Consider the following 17,468-nt stretch of genomic DNA (forward strand, 5'->3'; position numbering starts at 1 on the left):
AAAAAGAATCAGTTATGGATGACATTAAACACAAGATACCCAACAAACCCACTCGATTTATTGAGCAGCTTCGCCACCATATCCGCATCAATGGCCTGGCCTATCGAACAGAGCAGACTTTGAAAAACTCGACTTAATGAGAAAAAAACAGGCACAAAAAAGCCCGCAGTAAGCAGGCTTTTAAGCTAAATAAATTGGTCGGGATAGCGGGATTTGAACCCACGACCCCTTGCACCCCATGCAAGTGCGCTACCAGGCTGCGCTACATCCCGACACTGTGAGACCGAGGTCTCGATAAGAGGTGGCTATATTACGCCAACCATGGGCTTCTGAAAAGGGCTATTGTGAAGTTTCTTACAACTTTATTTCACTGATTTCAGCAGCTTACGAATATCTTCAAGCTCGGTAATCGTTTGTCGAATCAACTGCTTGTAACGGGCCGTGTCATCAACCGCCTGGTCACCACTCAGCCATTGCCGGGCACCACTGATGGTATAGCCCTGTTCATGGAGAAGCCCCTGGATCTGGCGAATAATCAGCACATCCTGGCGCTGATAGTAGCGGCGACCGCTGCGCTTTACCGGTTTGATCTGCTCAAACTCCTGTTCCCAATACCTCAGTACATGGGGTTTGAGCTGACACAAACGCGCTACTTCACCGATGGTGAAGTAGCGCTTTGTGGGTATAGCAGGCAGATCATCCGAGACCAGATCAGTCTCCTTCATAAGCCTCAACACGTTCTTTCAGTTTCTGCCCCGGACGGAAGGTCACCACTCTGCGCGCAGAGATCGGCACCTCTTCTCCGGTTTTAGGGTTGCGCCCCGGACGCTCACGTTTATCACGCAGGTCAAAGTTGCCAAAACCCGATAGCTTTACCTGTTCATTCTCAGCCAGGCTCATACGGATCTCATCAAAGAAGGCTTCCACCATCTCTTTTGCTTCCCGTTTATTCAGCCCCAGATCTTCATACAGGCGCTCAGCCATATCTGCTTTAGTCAAAGAGCCCATCAGAATCACCCCTGTCGATTAAACTCTTAATGTAGCACCAAACGTATTTTTCAGTGCAGACACAACAAAATCAATGACTTCGTTGATCTCTTCATCGTTAAGAGTGCGCGAAGGATGCTGCCAGGTCAAGCCCAGAGCGATGCTTTTTTGACCAGGTTCGACACCTTTACCCTGATAAACGTCAAACAGCGTCACTGCGGTGAGGAATTCTCCCCCCTGCTGCTGTGCTATTGCACGAATATCAGCGAAAGCAACGGACTCGTCCACCAGCAACGCCAGGTCACGACGGCTCTCCGGGAACTTAGACAAACTGGTGAAGCGTGGCATGCCACCGTCCAGCAGGACAGCCTGAATAATCTCAAACAGGAACACAGGACCGCTCAGACCTAAACTCTTAACCAGTTCAGGATGCAACGCTCCCATATAGCCAACGGTTTCGCCATTGCGCTTAATCGCTGCGGACTGCCCCGGATGCAGTGCCACATGGCGTTCAGCCACAAAGCTGAACTGATCGGCACAGCCACCTAAGGCTAACAGTGACTCAACATCACCTTTCAGGTCATAGAAGTCGACAGAGGCGGAATCAGCACTCCAGCCTTCAGACTGACGCGGACCGCAGATCAGACCGGCAACCACGTTTTCCTGAATCAGCTGATCGCCTTGCGGCAGGAAACGCTGACCATTCTCAAACAGACGCACACGGGACTGTTGACGATTCTGGTTGTATTGCAGCACCTTAACCAGCCCTGGCCAGATTGTCGTGCGCATTACCGCCATCTCTGCAGAGATCGGATTTGCCAGCGCCTTCGCTTCATGCTTATCGTCAAACTGCGCCGCCAGGCCTTTCTCGATAAAGCTGTAAGTTACCGCTTCCTGATAGCCCCGGCCAACCAGCTGTGAACGAACGCTTCTGATGGTCACTTTAGACTCATCATTAGCGATCATATTCAGTTCGGCAGTCGGCACTTTAACCGGCAGGTTGTTGTAGCCATAAACCCGTGCCAGCTCTTCGATCAGATCGATTTCGATACTGATATCAAAACGGTAAGAGGGAACCTTAACGTTCCACTCGTCGTCGCCACTGCGCTCCAGTGTCATCCCCAGACGGGTCAGAATCTCTTCGATCTCCGCTGTCGGCATGGCAAATGCCAGCACCTGATTCACTTTACTCTGACGCAGAGTCACGGTTGCCGCAGCAGGCAGACTCTCTTGGGCCACGGCTTCAACCACCGGACCCGCTTCACCACCAACGATATCTAACAGCAACCGGGTTGCCCGCTCTGTGGCTTTGCTCTGTAACTGCCAGTCTACGCCGCGCTCGTAACGGTGAGACGCATCGGTATGCAGACCATAGGAACGAGCCCGGCCCGCAATGGTAATCGGGTTAAAATAGGCGCATTCAAGGAAGATATCTTTCGTGTCAGCCGTTACGCCGGTCGCTTCACCACCGAAAATACCGGCCATCGCGACCGCTTTCTCCTGATCAGCAATCACCAGAGTGTTGTCGTTCAGCTGAACTTCGCTGCCATCCAGCAGTGTCAGTTTTTCACCGGCCGTTGCCTTACGCACCACAATACCGCCACTGAGGGTGTTCAGATCAAAGGCATGCATCGGCTGACCCAGTTCCAGCAACACGTAGTTGGTGACATCAACCACCGGATCAATCGAGCGAATACCACAACGGCGCAGCTTTTCAACCATCCACAGCGGCGTCTCAGCCGCCATATTCACGTTACGGATCACCCGCCCCAGATAACGGGGACAGCCTTCCGGATCCTCCAGAGTGATCGGGAAGGCATCATCAATAGTCGGTACCACAACGTCAGCTTCCACATAGCTTACCGACGTTTTATTCAGTACGCCCACTTCACGGGCCAAACCGGTAATCGACAGACAGTCGCCACGGTTAGGGGTCAGATCTACATCGATGATCGCATCATCAAGCTGCAGATATTCGCGTAAACAGCTGCCGACGGGCGCATCGGCCGCCAACTCCATAATGCCTGCATGATCATCCGAGATACCCAGCTCATCATCGGCACAGAGCATGCCGTGAGATTCAACCTGACGCAGCTTGGCTTTCTTAATCTTAAATTCACTGCCATCCGGCGCACTCAGCACGGCACCGACTTTAGCAAAGGCGGTCTTCAGGCCACCACGGGCGTTGGGTGCACCGCAAACCACCTGAAAGGTTTCATTGCCATCGGTGACCTGACATACCTGCAGTTTATCCGCATTGGGATGGGGCTCGGCAGAGAGAATCTCGCCCACCACCACGCCGCTGAACTGGCCAGCAACCGGTACAATCTCATCAACCTCAAGACCGGCCATGGTGATCTGATCCGCGATGCCCTGAGTATCTGTGGCAGGGTCTACCAGTTCACGTAACCACTTTTCACTGAATTTCATAATTCTGTTTTCCGAAAATTCTTAACTACTTTTAAACGACGTTATCCGTTTCTGGTCAGCCAAACTGTTTGATTAGTTAAACTGGCTAAGGAAACGCAGATCGTTTTCAAAGAACAGGCGCAGGTCATTAACGCCATACCGTAGCATCGCCAGACGCTCTACCCCCATACCGAAGGCAAAACCGGTGTACTGCTCGGGATCGATACCGGAATACTCAAACACTTTCGGATGTACGATGCCGCACCCCAGCACTTCCAGCCATTTACCATCACCACGGTCGATATCCACTTCAATCGAAGGTTCAGTAAACGGGAAGTAAGAGGGACGAAAACGTACTTTGACATCTTCCTCAAAGAACTCACGCAGGAACTGTTCCAGCGTACCCTTGAGGTCAGCAAAGCTGATATCTTTATCAACGATCAGCCCTTCCACCTGATGGAACATCGGTGAGTGGGTCTGGTCATAGTCACAGCGATAGACACGGCCCGGACAGATAATCCGGATCGGTGGTTGCTGGCTCTCCATGGTACGTACCTGAACACCAGAGGTGTGGGTGCGCAACAGGGTGTTGGCATTGAAATAGAAGGTATCGTGCATCGCCCGTGCCGGGTGATGCGAAGGAATATTCAGCGCTTCAAAGTTGTGATAATCATCTTCGATCTCAGGACCTTCCGCAACGGAATAACCCACCCGGGCAAAGAACTCCTCAATCCGCTGCAGGGTTTTTGTCACCGGATGCAGTCCGCCCAGTGACTGACCACGCCCCGGCAATGAGACATCGATAGTCTCTTCCGCCAGCTTTGCTTCCAGTGCCGCAGATTCCAGGTTTGCTTTACGTGCATTGAGCACATCCTGCAGCGCCTGTTTCGCTTCGTTAATCTTCGCGCCCGCCTGTGGGCGTTCTTCGGCACTCAGTGAACCCAGACTTTTCAATAGCTGGGTAAGATGACCTTTCTTACCCAGATACTGAACCCGCACCTGATCGAGATCCTGTGCGCTTGTTGCCTGCTCTGCCGCCTGCTTGCCTTGCTCAAGCAGGATTCCAATGTTTTCCATTTACCGCTCCAGATAAAAATAGGGGAAGAGTTTGCACCCTTCCCCTATTAAACGATCAGTTATTACCCTGTTATAGGTAAAGGTGTCTTACAGTGCAGCTTTAGCTTTTTCAACGATAGCAGCAAAAACATTTGCTTCGTGAACAGCCAGATCAGCCAGCACCTTACGATCGATTTCGATAGATGCTTTCTTCAGGCCAGCAATAAAGCGGCTGTAGGACAGACCATTGATGCGGGCAGCTGCGTTGATACGAGCAATCCACAGCGCGCGGAACTGACGCTTACGCTGACGACGGTCGCGGTATGCATACTGACCTGCTTTAATTACAGCCTGTTTAGCTACACGGAACACACGGCTACGAGCGCCGTAGTAACCTTTAGCTTTTTTCAGGATCTTCTTGTGACGACGGTGTGCGATAACACCACGTTTTACACGTGCCATATTTCTTTCTTCCTAACTTAGAATTTGTGGTTACTACGACTTAGATGTAAGGCAGCATGCGGCGGATCAGTTTCTGATCAGCAGCTGCAACTTGCAGCATTGGACGCAACTGACGCTTACGCTTAGTCGTTTTCTTAGTCAGGATGTGGCTTGTGTAAGACTGTTTGTGCTTAAAGCCTTTAGCAGTCTTTTTAAAACGTTTCGCAGCACCGCTGCAAGATTTCATTTTAGGCATTACTAAATCCCCACGCATTCGTTAATTATCTTTCGTCCGGATAAACAACAAAACCCGTACTTGGCTCACAGTGAGTCAGCACGGGTTTTACGCTTACGTCAGACTACTTTTTCTTTTTCGGAGCTATGACCATGATCAATTGGCGGCCTTCCATTTTCGGACGCTGCTCAACGGCACCCAGCTCTTCCAGATCCTTTTCAATCCGGTTTAACAGCTGCATACCTAACTCCTGGTGTGCCATTTCACGGCCACGGAACCGTAAGGTTACCTTGACCTTATCGCCACCTTCAAGGAAACGTACCAGGTTGCGTAGTTTTACCTGGTAATCCCCTACTTCCGTATTAGGACGGAATTTGATTTCCTTAACCTGCATCTGCGTTTGCTTCTTCTTCGCAGCATTCGCTTCTTTCTTCTTCTCGTAAAGGAACTTACCGTAATCCATCACCTTACAGACGATAGGATCAGAATCAGAAATCTGGACCAGGTCAAGGCCAACTTCTTGTGCCGCCTCTAGGGCGTCTTTAATAGGCACTACACCTATCTGTGTTCCATCTGGACCAATCAACCGACACTCGCGGGCGCTGATATTCTCATTTATAGGCGGCTTATTCCGCTCATTACGCCCTCTTCTGTTATCTCGCTTGATAGCTGTATCTCCAATCTATTAATTATTCTTTGCGGCCTTTCTGAGCAACATCCTGCTTCAGATGCTCGCAAAACTCTTCAATCGACAATGTGCCGAGATCTTCACCGGTGCGGGTACGAACTGCCACAGCGCCGGTTTCTACTTCCTTATCGCCTACGACCAGCAGATATGGAACTTTGTGAATTGTGTGCTCGCGGATTTTAAAGCCGATCTTCTCATTTCTCAAGTCTGCAGAGGCAAAGAATCCAAGATCTGTAAGTTTTTCTTCAAGTTCGCGGCAATAATCCGCCTGTTTATCGGTAATATTCAGAATCGCGACCTGTTTTGGTGCTAACCAGGTCGGCAATGCGCCGGCAAAGTTCTCAATCAGAATACCGATAAAGCGTTCAAACGACCCCAGAATTGCACGATGAAGCATAACCGGGGTTTCGCGATCACCCGACTCATTAACAAACTGTGCACCCAGACGTCCCGGCATAGAGAAGTCGACCTGAATCGTACCGCACTGCCATACACGTCCCAGGCAGTCTTTAAGAGAGAACTCAACTTTAGGCCCGTAAAAAGCGCCTTCGCCAGGTAGCTCATCCCAATCCAGTCCGGCTGCATCCAGGGCATCGCCCAGAGCCTTCTCCGCCTTATCCCACACTTCATCACTGCCGACTCTGTTTTCAGGGCGAGTGGAAAGCCGATAGATCACTTCATTAAACCCGAAGTCCCTGTACACTTCGTGCAGAAAATCTATAAAGTCAGCGACCTCAGATTGAATCTGCTTCTCGGTACAGAAGATATGCGCATCATCCTGAACAAAACCACGCACCCGCATAATCCCGTGCAACGCCCCGGACGGTTCATTCCGGTGACAGCAGCCGAACTCAGCCAGTCGCAGCGGCAGATCACGGTAGGAACGCAGCCCCTGATTAAACACCTGCACATGGCAGGGGCAGTTCATCGGTTTAATCGCAAAGTCACGGTTCTCGGAGTGAGTGGTAAACATCTCTTCAGAGAATTTATCCCAGTGCCCGGACTTCTCCCACAGGGTACGTTCAACCACCTGTGGTGTTTTAATCTCATCATAGCCATGCTTACGCAATTTCTTGCGCATGTACTGTTCGATCCCCTGATACAGGGTCCAGCCATCGGGATGCCAGAACACCATCCCCGGTGCTTCTTCCTGCAGGTGGAACAGATTCAGCTGCTTACCCAGCTTACGGTGATCGCGCTTTTCCGCCTCTTCCAGACGGTGCAGGTACTCTTTGAGGTCATTTTTATCGCCCCAGGCAGTACCATAGATGCGCTGCAACATCTCGTTGTTAGAGTCACCACGCCAGTAGGCACCGGCCAGCTTCATCAGCTTGAATGACTTTAATATGACCGGTAGACGGCACATGAGGGCCGCGACACAGGTCGATAAAATCACCCTGAGAGTAGAATGACAGGTCCTGATCCGCCGGAATCGCTTCCAGCAGCTCAACTTTATACTTCTCCCCCTTACCCTCGAACAGCGCCACCGCTTCATCACGGCTCATCAGCGAACGGGACACCGGATAGTTGGCTTTTACCAGCTCTTTCATCTTCGCTTCGATCTTCTGCAGATCGTCAGGGGTAAACGGACGCTCGTAGGCAAAGTCATAATAGAAGCCATCATCGATCACCGGACCAATGGTAACCTGAGCAGTCGGAAACAGTTGCTGTACTGCCATCGCCATCAGGTGAGCACAGGAGTGACGAATCACTTCCAGGCCCGCTTCATCACGGGGCGTAATAATGGCCAGATCAGCATCTTCGGTAATGGCGTGGGAGGTATCCACCAGCTCACCATTTACCCGGCCAGCCAGAGCGACTTTGGCCAGACCTGCGCCAATATCAGCGGCAACATCAAATACAGTAACGGCATTGGCAAACTCGCGTTTGCTGCCATCGGGAAGGGTAATTACAGGCATTGTCTATTCCTACTATCTGTTAAGTACTGACCAGTACCACAGGCCAGACTATAAAATTCAAGCGCGGCTACAAACCAGGTAGCTGCACAACGACCGCATATTCTACCGGAAGGGGAAATATAAAGCTATTTCAATACACCTTCATGACAGGCTATCTGCGGGGCAAATCAAGGGGCTCGGTTCAGTCATCCAGATGACGCCGGGTGTAGAGGATATGTTCAACCGCAGCGGCGCGGGCCTCCCCGGCATTACGGGCCATAATCGCCTGATGAATCGCACTGTGCTGAGCACGGATACCATCAGGATAACGACCATACTTTTTCAGGGTGCAGGTCAGCACGCCATAGATCGCATTAAAGAAACGGGTATAAAAGAGCTGACTAAAGGATATCACCAGCAGATGGTGGGATGATTCGGCAATCATCATATGAAACCGCAGATCCTCCTTAGCTTTTTCCAGGGTGGTTTCGCGCTGCCCACGTTGTTGCATCTGCCGATATTCATCATCCAGTGCCTGTAGTTGTGCATCGGTGGCACGGGTTGCGGCATAGAATGCAGCCTCACCTTCCAGCATCGCCCTGACATCCAGCACCTGACGCTGAAATTCAGGATTATCCCCCAGCGCCACCCCCTGCCCCACCGACATATTAAAGTATGGCTCCAACAGGTTCTTTACCCGGGTTTTGCCTCCGTGACGAACCTCAACATACCCTTCAGCTTCCAGTTGTCCCACCGCCTCACGCACCGTCGAGCGGGACACTCCCTGGGATTCAGCCATACGTCGTTGGGACTGCAGTTCTGCACCGGGCAATAGCTCGCCGTTGAACAGACCTTCTTTCAGCTGCCACAACAGACTTTCGCTCAGATTTTCACTCATCAGATAAAAACTCACGCTGCTTGGTCAGACCAGTTGCCAGTGTAACATTTCTTTCCTGCCATTGATTAACTATCTTGCATAGCATCAAAGCGCTAGCACCGCTGCAAAATGCAATTAATAAGCACGACAGGCTAAGCACTACTGACTAAGCACTGCTAATAAGAAATATAAATCAGCCCCTGGCTCATAACGATAATTACGGTAAAGCACATGCCCAATAGATCTTCCGGCCCCCGTGTCGGCCTGTTTGTAACCTGCCTGGCGGATATGTTTCGCCCCTCCGTTGCGTTCGCCACCGTAAAACTACTGGAACAGGCCGGTTGCCAGGTTGAAGTCCCTGAACGGCAAACCTGCTGCGGACAACCTGCCTTTAATTCAGGTGATAAAAAAACCACAGCAGAGATCGCCCGTCAGACCATCGACGCCTTTGATGGTTATGAGTATGTCGTCGGGCCTTCAGGTTCCTGTATCGGTATGCTGCACTACTACCCGGAAGTGTTCGATCCTGCAGACCGTTATTACCAACGCGCCCTGGAGCTGAAAAACCGCAGCTTTGAGATCACCTCATTTCTGTTCGATGTGATCGGTATGGATAACCTGCAAGAACAACTGAAACAGTTGCAGTTTAATCACAAGGTCACCTATCACGACTCCTGCTCCGGCTTGCGCCAGCTAGGTATCAAACAGCAACCGCGCCAACTGCTCAGTCAGGTTGAAGGGGTTGAGCTCGAAGAGATGGAAGAGGCGGAGACCTGCTGTGGATTCGGTGGCACCTTCTGTGTCAAATACCCGGAAATATCCAACCGTATGGTGTCCAACAAAACGGATTACATCAGCAATACTGGCGCCCACACAGTGCTGGGGGGCGATCTGGGCTGCCTGCTGAATATGGCCGGTAAACTGAAGCGCGAAGGCAAAGCCGTTGAAGCCCGTCACGTTGTCGAAGTGCTGGCTGGCATGACCGATATTCCCGCCATTGGCGAAGCCGATTACGACCTGGCCCAACAGCTTTAAGGAGCGAGACGATGCAAATTAATACCCCGTTCTTTAAACAGCGTGCCCACGATGCGCTGCATGACGCCAACCTGCAAAAGGCACTGGGCAATCTGAAAGCCGGTTTTCCGGAAAAACGCGCCATCGCTGTCAGCCGGATGCCCGAGTTTGAAGAACTGAGAAATCAGGGCCGTGATCTGAAAAACCATATTATGGAACATCTGGATCTCTATCTGGAGCAGTTCGAAGCCAAAGTGATCGAAAATGGCGGCCATGTTCACTGGGCGCGCACCACGGACGATGCCAACCAGATCATCCTCGATATCTGCCAACAGGTTGACGCTAAGACCGTCACCAAAGGTAAATCGATGGTAACGGAGGAGATCGGCCTGAACGATTTTCTCGAAGCCAACGGCATTCAGCCGGTCGAAACCGACCTCGGTGAATATATCCTGCAGCTTCGTCATGATCACCCCAGCCATATTATTGCACCGGCGATTCACCTGAATCTGGAGGATGTCTCTGAAGCGTTCCATGCCAGTCACCACCGGCCGAAATCAATGGACCCGGCGGTGCTGATGCAGGAAGCCCGGGAAGTATTGCGGGAAAAATTTGTCGCCGCCGATGTCGGTATTACCGGTGCCAATTTCTGTGTTGCGGAAACCGGCTCCACCATTATTGTCACCAACGAGGGCAACGGTGACCTCACCCAGACCCTGCCGAAAACCCATATCGTGGTCACCTCTATCGAAAAGGTTGTACCGACACTGGAAGATATGACCCTGTTTCTACGTCTGCTGGCCCGGTCAGCAACGGGGCAGGAGTTTTCGGTGTACAACACCCTGTCCAGCGGCCCCCGCCGGGAGGGCGATCAGGATGGCCCGGAAAACTTCCATGTAGTACTGGTCGATAACGGCCGCAGTGAGATGGTCGGCACTGAATTTCAGGATATGCTGCGCTGTATTCGCTGCTCTGCCTGCATGAACCACTGCCCGGTTTATGGTGCCGTTGGCGGTCACAGTTATGGCTGGGTCTACCCCGGCCCGATGGGGTCGGTACTGACGCCACAGATGATCGGTATCGAAAAGGGCGGCATGCTGCCCAATGCCTCTACCTTCTGCGGTAAGTGTGAATCGGTCTGTCCGGTCAAAATCCCACTGCCAAAACTGATGCGTCACTGGCGTGAAGATGAGTTTGAGAAACACCTGCAACCCAAGGCCGCACGGTATGGTCTGGCGGGCTGGGCATTCCTGGCTAAGCGCCCGGCGCTGTATAAACCCTATACCCGTATGGCCAGCTGGCTGATGAAAACCTGGGCCGGGAAAAATGGCCGGATAAAGAAACTGCCCCTCGCCGGAGGCTGGACCGACTGGCGTGACATGCCCGCCCCCCAAGGCAAAACCTTTATGCAGGCCTGGAAAGAGCAACAAAAAGCGGGAGAACAGCCATGAGCCGTGCAGACATTTTAAGCAATATCCGTCGCGGACTGAACCGCAGTCAGGATGACAGCCAACGCCAGCAAACCGTAGCCAACCGCTTAGCGGCCAAAGCCAACAACCTGATTCCAGGCCGGGCGCAGCTGCCGTTTACTGAACAGGTTGAACTGTTTAAAGCGATGGCAACCGAAGCGGTAGCCGAACTGATCGAGCTGGACAGCCTCGAACAGGTTCCGCAGGCGTGTGCCGACTGGCTCTCCGGTCATCACTTTAATCAGCTCATCAGCGCCAGCAACACCGAGCTTAGCCAACTGGACTGGAGCCCGTTAGAGCAACAGCAGATCAGCCGCATCGAGCGGGTGGCGCAGGCGGGTGATATCGCCAGCCTGACGCTCAGCTTTGCCGGTATCGCGGAAACCGGAACACTGATGCTGCACTCCGGCGAGCAAAGCCCGACCACCCTGAACTTTCTGCCAGACAATCATCTGGTAGTGCTATTTCGCTCAGCCATTGTCGGCGTTTACGAAGAGGCCTGGAAAAAGCTGCGGGATAAGTTCGCTGACTCGATGCCACGTACAGTGAATATGATCACCGGCCCCTCCCGCAGTGCGGATATAGAACAAAAGCTGCAGATGGGCGCACACGGCCCGAAAAAACTGATTATTCTGCTGATTAATGACTAACTGAAACCCAGGGGGCTGATCGTGATAGCGGTCAGCACCTCACCCTCTTCGGCCCAGGAACGGGTTCCAAAAAACAGGTCACAGTAACAAATCCCACACCACTGCCCCTCCCGCATCATAAAAATCATACATAAACACCGGTCTGTGTACTGATATCATGGTTAAATATCCAAAAATACGGTACTAATAATGCCATATTACCGATAACCCAATTCAGACCGCAGGAATGCCTTTGTGCAGGCGACTAAGCAGTGCAATCGGGCACAAGAGGCCCGTCAACAGATGACCAGCCGTTCAGCAGTGTTATCCCTTTTACTGCTGTGTACACCGGTCTTAGCCATAGACCTGAGTTCCGAGCCGATTATCCCGATCAAACCTGCCAGTGGCTTGAATCAGGACAAAGTCAGCCTGGGCAGAGCGCTGTTTAATGACCCTCGCCTATCCTCTGACAACAGTATCAGTTGTGCCAGTTGCCATAATCTGGAAAACGGCGGAGCGGATGACACCCCCGTGTCCGTCGGTATAGAGGGCGCTCTGGGTAGCGCCAATACTCCTACGGTGTATAACAGCAGCCTTAACTTTGTCCAGTTCTGGAACGGCCGGGCTGCGGATCTGTCAGAGCAGGTGAATGGCCCGGTACACAACCCTGTTGAGATGAACAGCAACTGGCAGGAGATCGTCGGCCGTTTAACTCAGGACGCGGCCATCAGGCAGCGCTTTGACAACCTCTATAGCGATGGTATCAATGGAGATAACATCCGCAATGCGATCACCGAGTTTGAACGCTCGTTATTAACCCTGAATGCACCATTTGATCGCTGGTTGAAGGGTGATGCAGCGGCCCTGAGCGAGACACAGAAACAAGGCTACCGGCTGTTTAAATCCTATGGTTGCATCAGTTGCCATCAGGGCACCAATGTGGGGGGGAATATGTACGCCCATTTCGGTGCAGTCAAAGACATTTCAGTTTATTTCAGCGAACGGGGAACCCCTCTGAGCGATACTGATCTGGGCCGTTATACCGCCACCAGCGATGCCGCTGACCGCTACCTGTTTAAGGTTCCCAGTCTGCGCCTGGCCTCACGCACCCCGCCTTATTTTCATGATGGCTCAGTCAACAGGCTGGAAGATGCCATCAGGATTATGGGGCGCTTTCAGCTAGGGCGGGAGATTCCGGATGAGCATATCGCCGCCATCAGTGCCTTTATCGAATCTCTGGCCGGCGAGCACCCGGAGCTGAACCGATGATCTGGTTCAAAGCACGGCTCTACCTCACCTCAATAGTTGCAATCATACTGCTCGCCTGCCTGTTTTATCTGCTGCATGACGAGAAGTATCAGTCCGGCCAGAAACGCTCAGAGGTTCTGTTACAACTGCAGGTGCTGGATAACGCCCTTGATCTGGAAGTTCTGTTAATCAGCTCGATGCAACAACAAAACTATGATGAGATCGTCAAGCTTACCAAACAGCTGAAAATGCAGGAAACCGACCCGGAAACAGCCAGGCTCTTTATAGAGCTGCCCGCCGAACTGGGGGCCAAACTTAAACAGTATCGTCTGACTCTGGATCAGCGAGCCCGGCTGACAGAGCGGATTAAAACTCTGGCAGCGACTATCCGTAACGGTTTGAACTATATGCCCATGCTGCTCAAACGGATTGAGGAAAGCCAGAGCAGCAGTCTGCCCAGAGCCGAACAGATCGTTAACCTATTGTATCAATACCATATTTTTCGTAGTGACCTGGACGCTCTGGAAATTAAAAACCAGCTGAGTGCACTCGCTGACAGCCGTGCAGACAGCGTTACCGATCTGATATTTCATATCCACGCAAACCTGATTGCTCAGACCCAACTGACGCAGCTCCTGGCAGAATATAAACAGATTCCGAACAAAACAGCGTTCAACCAGCTCTATAGCAGCTATCAGAACTACCGCACTAAAGTCGCCCAGCAAACGGAGTATTTCAACTCGGTGCTGATCGGGTTAACCACGGTACTGATACTGTTGCTCACCTTTCTATACCTGCGCTTAATCCGCTCCCACCAACAGACCGAACAGGTTCGCTTACGCCTGAAAGATGGGGTGGATAACATCCGCGAGGCCTTTGCCCTGTTTGATGCTGATAACCGGCTCATCCTCAGCAATCGCAATTTTTGCAGCTACTACCCCTGGATCGGTGAGCTGCTAAAACCCGGCGTTCATAAAGAAACCCTGCAGCAAGCGATTGACGCAAAGTGTAAATATCTGCAAGACAACAACTCCGACCTGCGACTGGTTCAGCAGATCGACAATGGTAACTACTACCTTTGCAGCAATAGCCCCACCAACGAAGGCGGTGAAGTCTGGGTGCGGGTGGATATTACCGAAGCCCGTCGCGGCCAGCAGGAGCTGCGTAAACTCTCCCGCGCTCTGGAACAGAGCCCGGCTGCCGTGGTAATTACCGACACCAACGGTGTCATTGAATATATCAACCCGAAGGCAGAACAGGTCAGCGGTTATACGCTGGAGGAAGTCACCGGCAAACGCCCCAGTGTGTTCAGTTCCGGCGATATATCGCCCGTTAACTATCAGGATATGTGGCAACAGATGCTCGCGGGTAAGGCCTGGCAGGGCACCTTTCTCAACCGGCGTAAGAATGGCCAGTTATACTGGGAATCGGCAACCATTTCAGCGGTAAGAGACCTGCGGGGAGAGATCACACACTTTGTCGCCGTCAAGGAAGATATTACTGAGCGGCGCTCTACCGAAGAGCAACTACGGATGAATGCTGCGGTATTTGAAACCACGAATGAAGGCATCATCATCACCACGCCGGACGCCCAGATCATCTCAGTAAACCCGGCGTTCACCCGCATTACCGGTTATACGGCCGAAGAGGTGATTGGAAAAAAACCACAGATATTTCAGTCGGGTAAACAGAAAGAAACATTTTATCAGGAGATGTGGCTGACACTGGAACAGGAGGGTAGCTGGTCTGGCGAGGTGTGGAATAAACGCCGTGACGGATCGGTGTACCCCCAGTGGCTATCCATCGCGGCGGTGAGAAACAGTGACGGACAGTTAGAACAGTATGTTGCCGTGTTCTCAGATATGACCCAGCGGAAAAATGATGAAGAAAAAATTCGTCAACAGGCCAACTTTGATGCCCTCACCTCGCTGCCCAACCGGATTATGCTCAAGCGGGAACTCTCACGCATCCAGCAACTGTGCGATCACAACGGCCATAGCTGTGCCCTGCTGTTTATCGATCTCGACCGTTTCAAAGCGGTAAACGATACCCTCGGGCATTCGGTCGGGGATGAGATGTTACAACAGGTTAGCCTGCGGCTGGCATCAGTGATCCGCGATACCGACCTGCTGACCCGTTTCGGTGGTGATGAGTTCGTGATCGTCCTGGAGGATATCGCTGCCCCCAAAGATGCAGCGCAAACCGCACAACGGGTGATTGAGGTGCTCATTCCGCCGTTCCAACTGGCGGGGCGATCACTGTATATCGGTGCCAGTGTTGGTATCTCCTGCTATCCAACTGATGCCAGCAGTGGTGAGTCAATGCTGCGTAATGCGGATATGGCGATGTACCTGGCGAAAGACAAAGGCCGTAATCAATACCAGTTCTTCAACGCCGAGATGCGTGAACATGTGAAGAATAAGACCGACATTGAACAAGCCCTGCGACTGGCATTGGAACGCAATGAGTTTGAGCTCTATTACCAGCCAATCTGCAACCTGAATCAGCGTAAAGTGATCGCAGTGGAAGCACTGATTCGCTGGCATCAACCCGACAAAGGCCTCACGGGGCCGGGGGAGTTTATTCCACTGGCCGAGGAAACCGGCCTGATACAGCCGATCGGGCTATGGGTATTGCAACGCAGTTGTGAACAACTACAGCAGTGGCACGAACAGGGGATTGATGATCTGCGGATGTCGGTGAATGTCTCCAGCAATCAGCGTCATCTGGGATTCAATGCCCAGGTGGCAGAAAAGATTATCAGGCAGGCAGGGGCGGACCCGGGCAAACTGGTATTTGAGATCACCGAAAGCATGTTTCTCGACAGCTCTGATGAAGCGGTGACCTGGCTTAACCAGTTTAAAGCGCTGGGGGCTCAGCTGGCGATTGATGACTTTGGCACCGGTTATTCATCACTCAGCTATCTCAAGCAGTTTCCTATCGACAAACTAAAAATAGACCGCGCCTTTGTCCGCGACCTGCCCGATAACAAGGAGGATGCGTCACTGGTCAGCGCGATAATTGCGATGTCTACTAGTCTTAATCTGGAGCTGATCGCTGAAGGGGTAGAAACACTCGAACAACTGCAATATCTGCATGAGCTTAACTGTGCCAATATTCAGGGTTTCCTGCTCAGCAAGCCGGTCACAGCAGAACAACTGCCTGCAGTTATCCAACAGATAGAATCTTCATTCCCAGCATTGATACCCTCTGACTATGAAATCTGACGCAGCGGTTAACAGCAGCAAACAGAGGGTAGAACGATAAAAAACCGCCAGTGTCGGCGGTTTTTATTAAGTGTCAGGCGCGGCTAATGCACCGCGACGTAAAACCTCTGCTCACGCCATGATGTCGATATTCTGCCCCAGTGAGGACGTCGGATCGACGGCAGTGATCGCTGCACTTTCCAGCAGTTGCAGAGCCATTGCCCCTTGCAGTTCAATATTGTCTTTTACTTTGCCAGCAACAGCCAGGGCAACGTCGTTCTGTAACGAAGCCTGCTGATATGCTGAAGCGGAAGCTGCGGTTATTTCCATCGTAATACTCCTACGCGATGTAAAGGATATCGGCAGCAGTCTGGAAACTTGAATAATAAATCAAACAAAAACTGGACTTTTTATAACTCACTCACCTCCGACAATGCGCCACAACGCTGCTCTAATGCCAACTGAATAAAGTCACGTATTCCAGGGAGGCTGCGGCGATTTTTCATCCACACCACATGCTCAATCACCTCATCTGTCGCCTCGATAATCGGCAACACAGTTAAACGGGGATCAGGACGAATATCCTGTTCCAACGCAAACCCCACCCCCAATCCATGGCCCACCGCTTCGGACATATCCAGGCGACCATCGACGACCACATTGCCGGATACCGTCAGCTGATGACGGCCAAACAGTTCTTCCAGTAACTGTTGGGTACAGGCTTCCGGTTTGTAGACAATCAGCGGTTCAGCCGCCAGTTCGCTCACCGACAGCGAACTCTTCTGTGCCAACGGATGATCCGGCCGCAGCACCGCCACCAGCCGGTGCGAGGAAAATGCCAGCCGGGACAGCTCGCTGTTCTCATCCAGCAGCGGGAACAGACCAATATCGACATCACGATTCAGCACCAGTGCCCGGCACTCGGAAGTGGTCACCGACTTTATTTTCAGGGTCGTCAGCGGAAACCGGCGACTAAACTCCGCAATCAGCGGCATAAAGATGATCGAAGAGGCATTGGCAACCTGCAGGGTCATCTTCCCGGGGCTGAGTGTTGGATTAGACAGCACCTCAATCGCCGCTTCCAGATCATGATACTGACGGGTGATCTGATACAGCTGATATCCCAGATCGGTTGCCCGGACCCCTTTACTCAACCGTTCCAGCAGTGGTGCCGTAAAACGCGATTCCAGCTTGCGGATCTGGGCCGTAATGGCGGGCTGGCTCACCTGCAGCAGATCGGCTGCCCGGGTAAAATTGCCCGCCTGCAGCGTCGCGTTAAAGGCGCGGATCTCGGCCATAGAGTAGTCCATA

16 protein-coding genes, 1 tRNA gene and 1 pseudogene are annotated in these 17,468 nt (G+C 52.1%); 5 read left to right on the forward strand and 13 right to left on the reverse strand.

Annotation, left to right across the window (positions count from 1 at the left end):
- Positions 1-195: 195 nt before the first annotated feature.
- The 10 genes and pseudogenes from ACQY8X_RS08660 to ACQY8X_RS08705 form a co-directional block, all read right to left on the reverse strand.
- Positions 196-272, reverse strand: a tRNA-Pro gene (locus ACQY8X_RS08660).
- 90 nt (positions 273-362) lie between these two features.
- Positions 363-725, reverse strand: a complete 363-nt coding sequence (locus tag ACQY8X_RS08665; protein ID WP_428034749.1) for a MerR family transcriptional regulator — start codon at positions 723-725, stop codon at positions 363-365.
- Positions 712-1,008 (reverse strand): integration host factor subunit alpha, encoded by a 297-nt coding sequence (ihfA, locus tag ACQY8X_RS08670; protein ID WP_091357359.1) that lies wholly within the window; start codon positions 1,006-1,008, stop codon positions 712-714. The genes ACQY8X_RS08665 and ihfA overlap by 14 nt, the downstream gene beginning before the upstream one ends.
- An 18-nt stretch (positions 1,009-1,026) precedes the next feature.
- Entirely contained in the window at positions 1,027-3,417 is a 2,391-nt protein-coding gene (gene pheT / locus ACQY8X_RS08675; RefSeq protein ID WP_428034750.1) for a phenylalanine--tRNA ligase subunit beta, read from the reverse strand.
- Between the two features lie 72 nt (positions 3,418-3,489).
- Complete coding sequence (gene pheS / locus ACQY8X_RS08680) at positions 3,490-4,473, reverse strand: phenylalanine--tRNA ligase subunit alpha (RefSeq protein ID WP_428034751.1); 984 nt, start codon at positions 4,471-4,473, stop codon at positions 3,490-3,492.
- Positions 4,474-4,560: 87 nt separating this feature from the next.
- Positions 4,561-4,914 (reverse strand): 50S ribosomal protein L20, encoded by a 354-nt coding sequence (rplT, locus tag ACQY8X_RS08685; RefSeq protein ID WP_091357364.1) that lies wholly within the window; start codon positions 4,912-4,914, stop codon positions 4,561-4,563.
- Between the two features lie 40 nt (positions 4,915-4,954).
- On the reverse strand, positions 4,955-5,149 hold the full coding sequence (gene rpmI, locus ACQY8X_RS08690; RefSeq protein WP_091357366.1) for a 50S ribosomal protein L35: 195 nt from the start codon (positions 5,147-5,149) through the stop codon (positions 4,955-4,957).
- Positions 5,150-5,252: 103 nt separating this feature from the next.
- Entirely contained in the window at positions 5,253-5,810 is a 558-nt protein-coding gene (infC, locus tag ACQY8X_RS08695) for a translation initiation factor IF-3 (RefSeq protein ID WP_428034793.1), read from the reverse strand.
- 7 nt (positions 5,811-5,817) lie between these two features.
- Positions 5,818-7,735: pseudogene (gene thrS / locus ACQY8X_RS08700) on the reverse strand (threonine--tRNA ligase).
- A 181-nt stretch (positions 7,736-7,916) separates the two neighbouring features.
- A complete protein-coding gene (locus ACQY8X_RS08705; RefSeq protein WP_428034752.1) occupies positions 7,917-8,612 on the reverse strand; it encodes a FadR/GntR family transcriptional regulator in 696 nt (231 codons plus the stop codon).
- Positions 8,613-8,822: 210 nt separating this feature from the next.
- Here ACQY8X_RS08705 and ACQY8X_RS08710 point away from each other — a divergent pair, with 210 nt between their 5' ends.
- Genes ACQY8X_RS08710 through ACQY8X_RS08720 form a run of 3 tightly spaced genes read left to right on the forward strand, consistent with a single transcriptional unit; the run spans position 8,823 to position 11,724 of the window.
- On the forward strand, positions 8,823-9,626 hold the full coding sequence (locus ACQY8X_RS08710; RefSeq protein ID WP_428034753.1) for a (Fe-S)-binding protein: 804 nt from the start codon (positions 8,823-8,825) through the stop codon (positions 9,624-9,626).
- A gap of 11 nt (positions 9,627-9,637) precedes the next feature.
- On the forward strand, positions 9,638-11,056 hold the full coding sequence (locus tag ACQY8X_RS08715) for a LutB/LldF family L-lactate oxidation iron-sulfur protein (protein WP_428034754.1): 1,419 nt from the start codon (positions 9,638-9,640) through the stop codon (positions 11,054-11,056).
- Positions 11,053-11,724: a LutC/YkgG family protein gene (locus tag ACQY8X_RS08720; protein ID WP_428034755.1), complete on the forward strand. Its 672-nt coding sequence runs from the start codon at positions 11,053-11,055 to the stop codon at positions 11,722-11,724. The genes ACQY8X_RS08715 and ACQY8X_RS08720 overlap by 4 nt, the downstream gene beginning before the upstream one ends.
- Here the strand turns inward: ACQY8X_RS08720 and ACQY8X_RS08725 are convergent.
- Entirely contained in the window at positions 11,721-11,852 is a 132-nt protein-coding gene (locus ACQY8X_RS08725; protein WP_428034756.1) for a hypothetical protein, read from the reverse strand. The genes ACQY8X_RS08720 and ACQY8X_RS08725 overlap by 4 nt on opposite strands.
- A gap of 106 nt (positions 11,853-11,958) precedes the next feature.
- Here ACQY8X_RS08725 and ACQY8X_RS08730 point away from each other — a divergent pair, with 106 nt between their 5' ends.
- The gene (locus tag ACQY8X_RS08730) at positions 11,959-12,972 is read left to right on the forward strand and encodes a cytochrome-c peroxidase (protein WP_428034757.1); all 1,014 of its coding nucleotides are present in this window, start codon (positions 11,959-11,961) and stop codon (positions 12,970-12,972) included.
- On the forward strand, positions 12,969-16,178 hold the full coding sequence (locus ACQY8X_RS08735; protein ID WP_428034758.1) for an EAL domain-containing protein: 3,210 nt from the start codon (positions 12,969-12,971) through the stop codon (positions 16,176-16,178). Before ACQY8X_RS08730 ends, ACQY8X_RS08735 begins: the two co-directional genes overlap by 4 nt.
- A 111-nt stretch (positions 16,179-16,289) precedes the next feature.
- On the opposite strand, the gene ACQY8X_RS08740 is transcribed toward ACQY8X_RS08735, so the two are convergent.
- Positions 16,290-16,487 (reverse strand): putative motility protein, encoded by a 198-nt coding sequence (locus tag ACQY8X_RS08740; protein WP_428034759.1) that lies wholly within the window; start codon positions 16,485-16,487, stop codon positions 16,290-16,292.
- 80 nt (positions 16,488-16,567) lie between these two features.
- A complete protein-coding gene (locus ACQY8X_RS08745; RefSeq protein ID WP_428034760.1) occupies positions 16,568-17,467 on the reverse strand; it encodes a LysR family transcriptional regulator in 900 nt (299 codons plus the stop codon).
- Between the last annotated feature and the right edge of the window lies 1 nt (position 17,468).

The organism is Amphritea sp. (assembly GCF_050300915.1).
Classification (GTDB): domain Bacteria; phylum Pseudomonadota; class Gammaproteobacteria; order Pseudomonadales; family Balneatricaceae; genus Amphritea.

Excerpts from the sequence above, each read along its gene's own strand:
- ACQY8X_RS08665 (WP_428034749.1), bottom strand. The coding sequence starts at position 725 with ATGAAGGAGACTGATCTGGTCTCGGATGATCTGCCTGCTATACCCACA.
- ihfA (WP_091357359.1), bottom strand. The coding sequence starts at position 1,008 with ATGGGCTCTTTGACTAAAGCAGATATGGCTGAGCGCCTGTATGAAGAT.
- pheT (WP_428034750.1), bottom strand. The coding sequence starts at position 3,417 with ATGAAATTCAGTGAAAAGTGGTTACGTGAACTGGTAGACCCTGCCACA.
- pheS (WP_428034751.1), bottom strand. The coding sequence starts at position 4,473 with ATGGAAAACATTGGAATCCTGCTTGAGCAAGGCAAGCAGGCGGCAGAG.
- rplT (WP_091357364.1), bottom strand. The coding sequence starts at position 4,914 with ATGGCACGTGTAAAACGTGGTGTTATCGCACACCGTCGTCACAAGAAG.
- rpmI (WP_091357366.1), bottom strand. The coding sequence starts at position 5,149 with ATGCCTAAAATGAAATCTTGCAGCGGTGCTGCGAAACGTTTTAAAAAG.
- ACQY8X_RS08705 (WP_428034752.1), bottom strand. The coding sequence starts at position 8,612 with ATGAGTGAAAATCTGAGCGAAAGTCTGTTGTGGCAGCTGAAAGAAGGT.
- ACQY8X_RS08710 (WP_428034753.1), top strand. The coding sequence starts at position 8,823 with ATGCCCAATAGATCTTCCGGCCCCCGTGTCGGCCTGTTTGTAACCTGC.
- ACQY8X_RS08715 (WP_428034754.1), top strand. The coding sequence starts at position 9,638 with ATGCAAATTAATACCCCGTTCTTTAAACAGCGTGCCCACGATGCGCTG.
- ACQY8X_RS08720 (WP_428034755.1), top strand. The coding sequence starts at position 11,053 with ATGAGCCGTGCAGACATTTTAAGCAATATCCGTCGCGGACTGAACCGC.
- ACQY8X_RS08725 (WP_428034756.1), bottom strand. The coding sequence starts at position 11,852 with ATGATTTTTATGATGCGGGAGGGGCAGTGGTGTGGGATTTGTTACTGT.
- ACQY8X_RS08735 (WP_428034758.1), top strand. The coding sequence starts at position 12,969 with ATGATCTGGTTCAAAGCACGGCTCTACCTCACCTCAATAGTTGCAATC.
- ACQY8X_RS08740 (WP_428034759.1), bottom strand. The coding sequence starts at position 16,487 with ATGGAAATAACCGCAGCTTCCGCTTCAGCATATCAGCAGGCTTCGTTA.
- ACQY8X_RS08745 (WP_428034760.1), bottom strand. The coding sequence starts at position 17,467 with ATGGACTACTCTATGGCCGAGATCCGCGCCTTTAACGCGACGCTGCAG.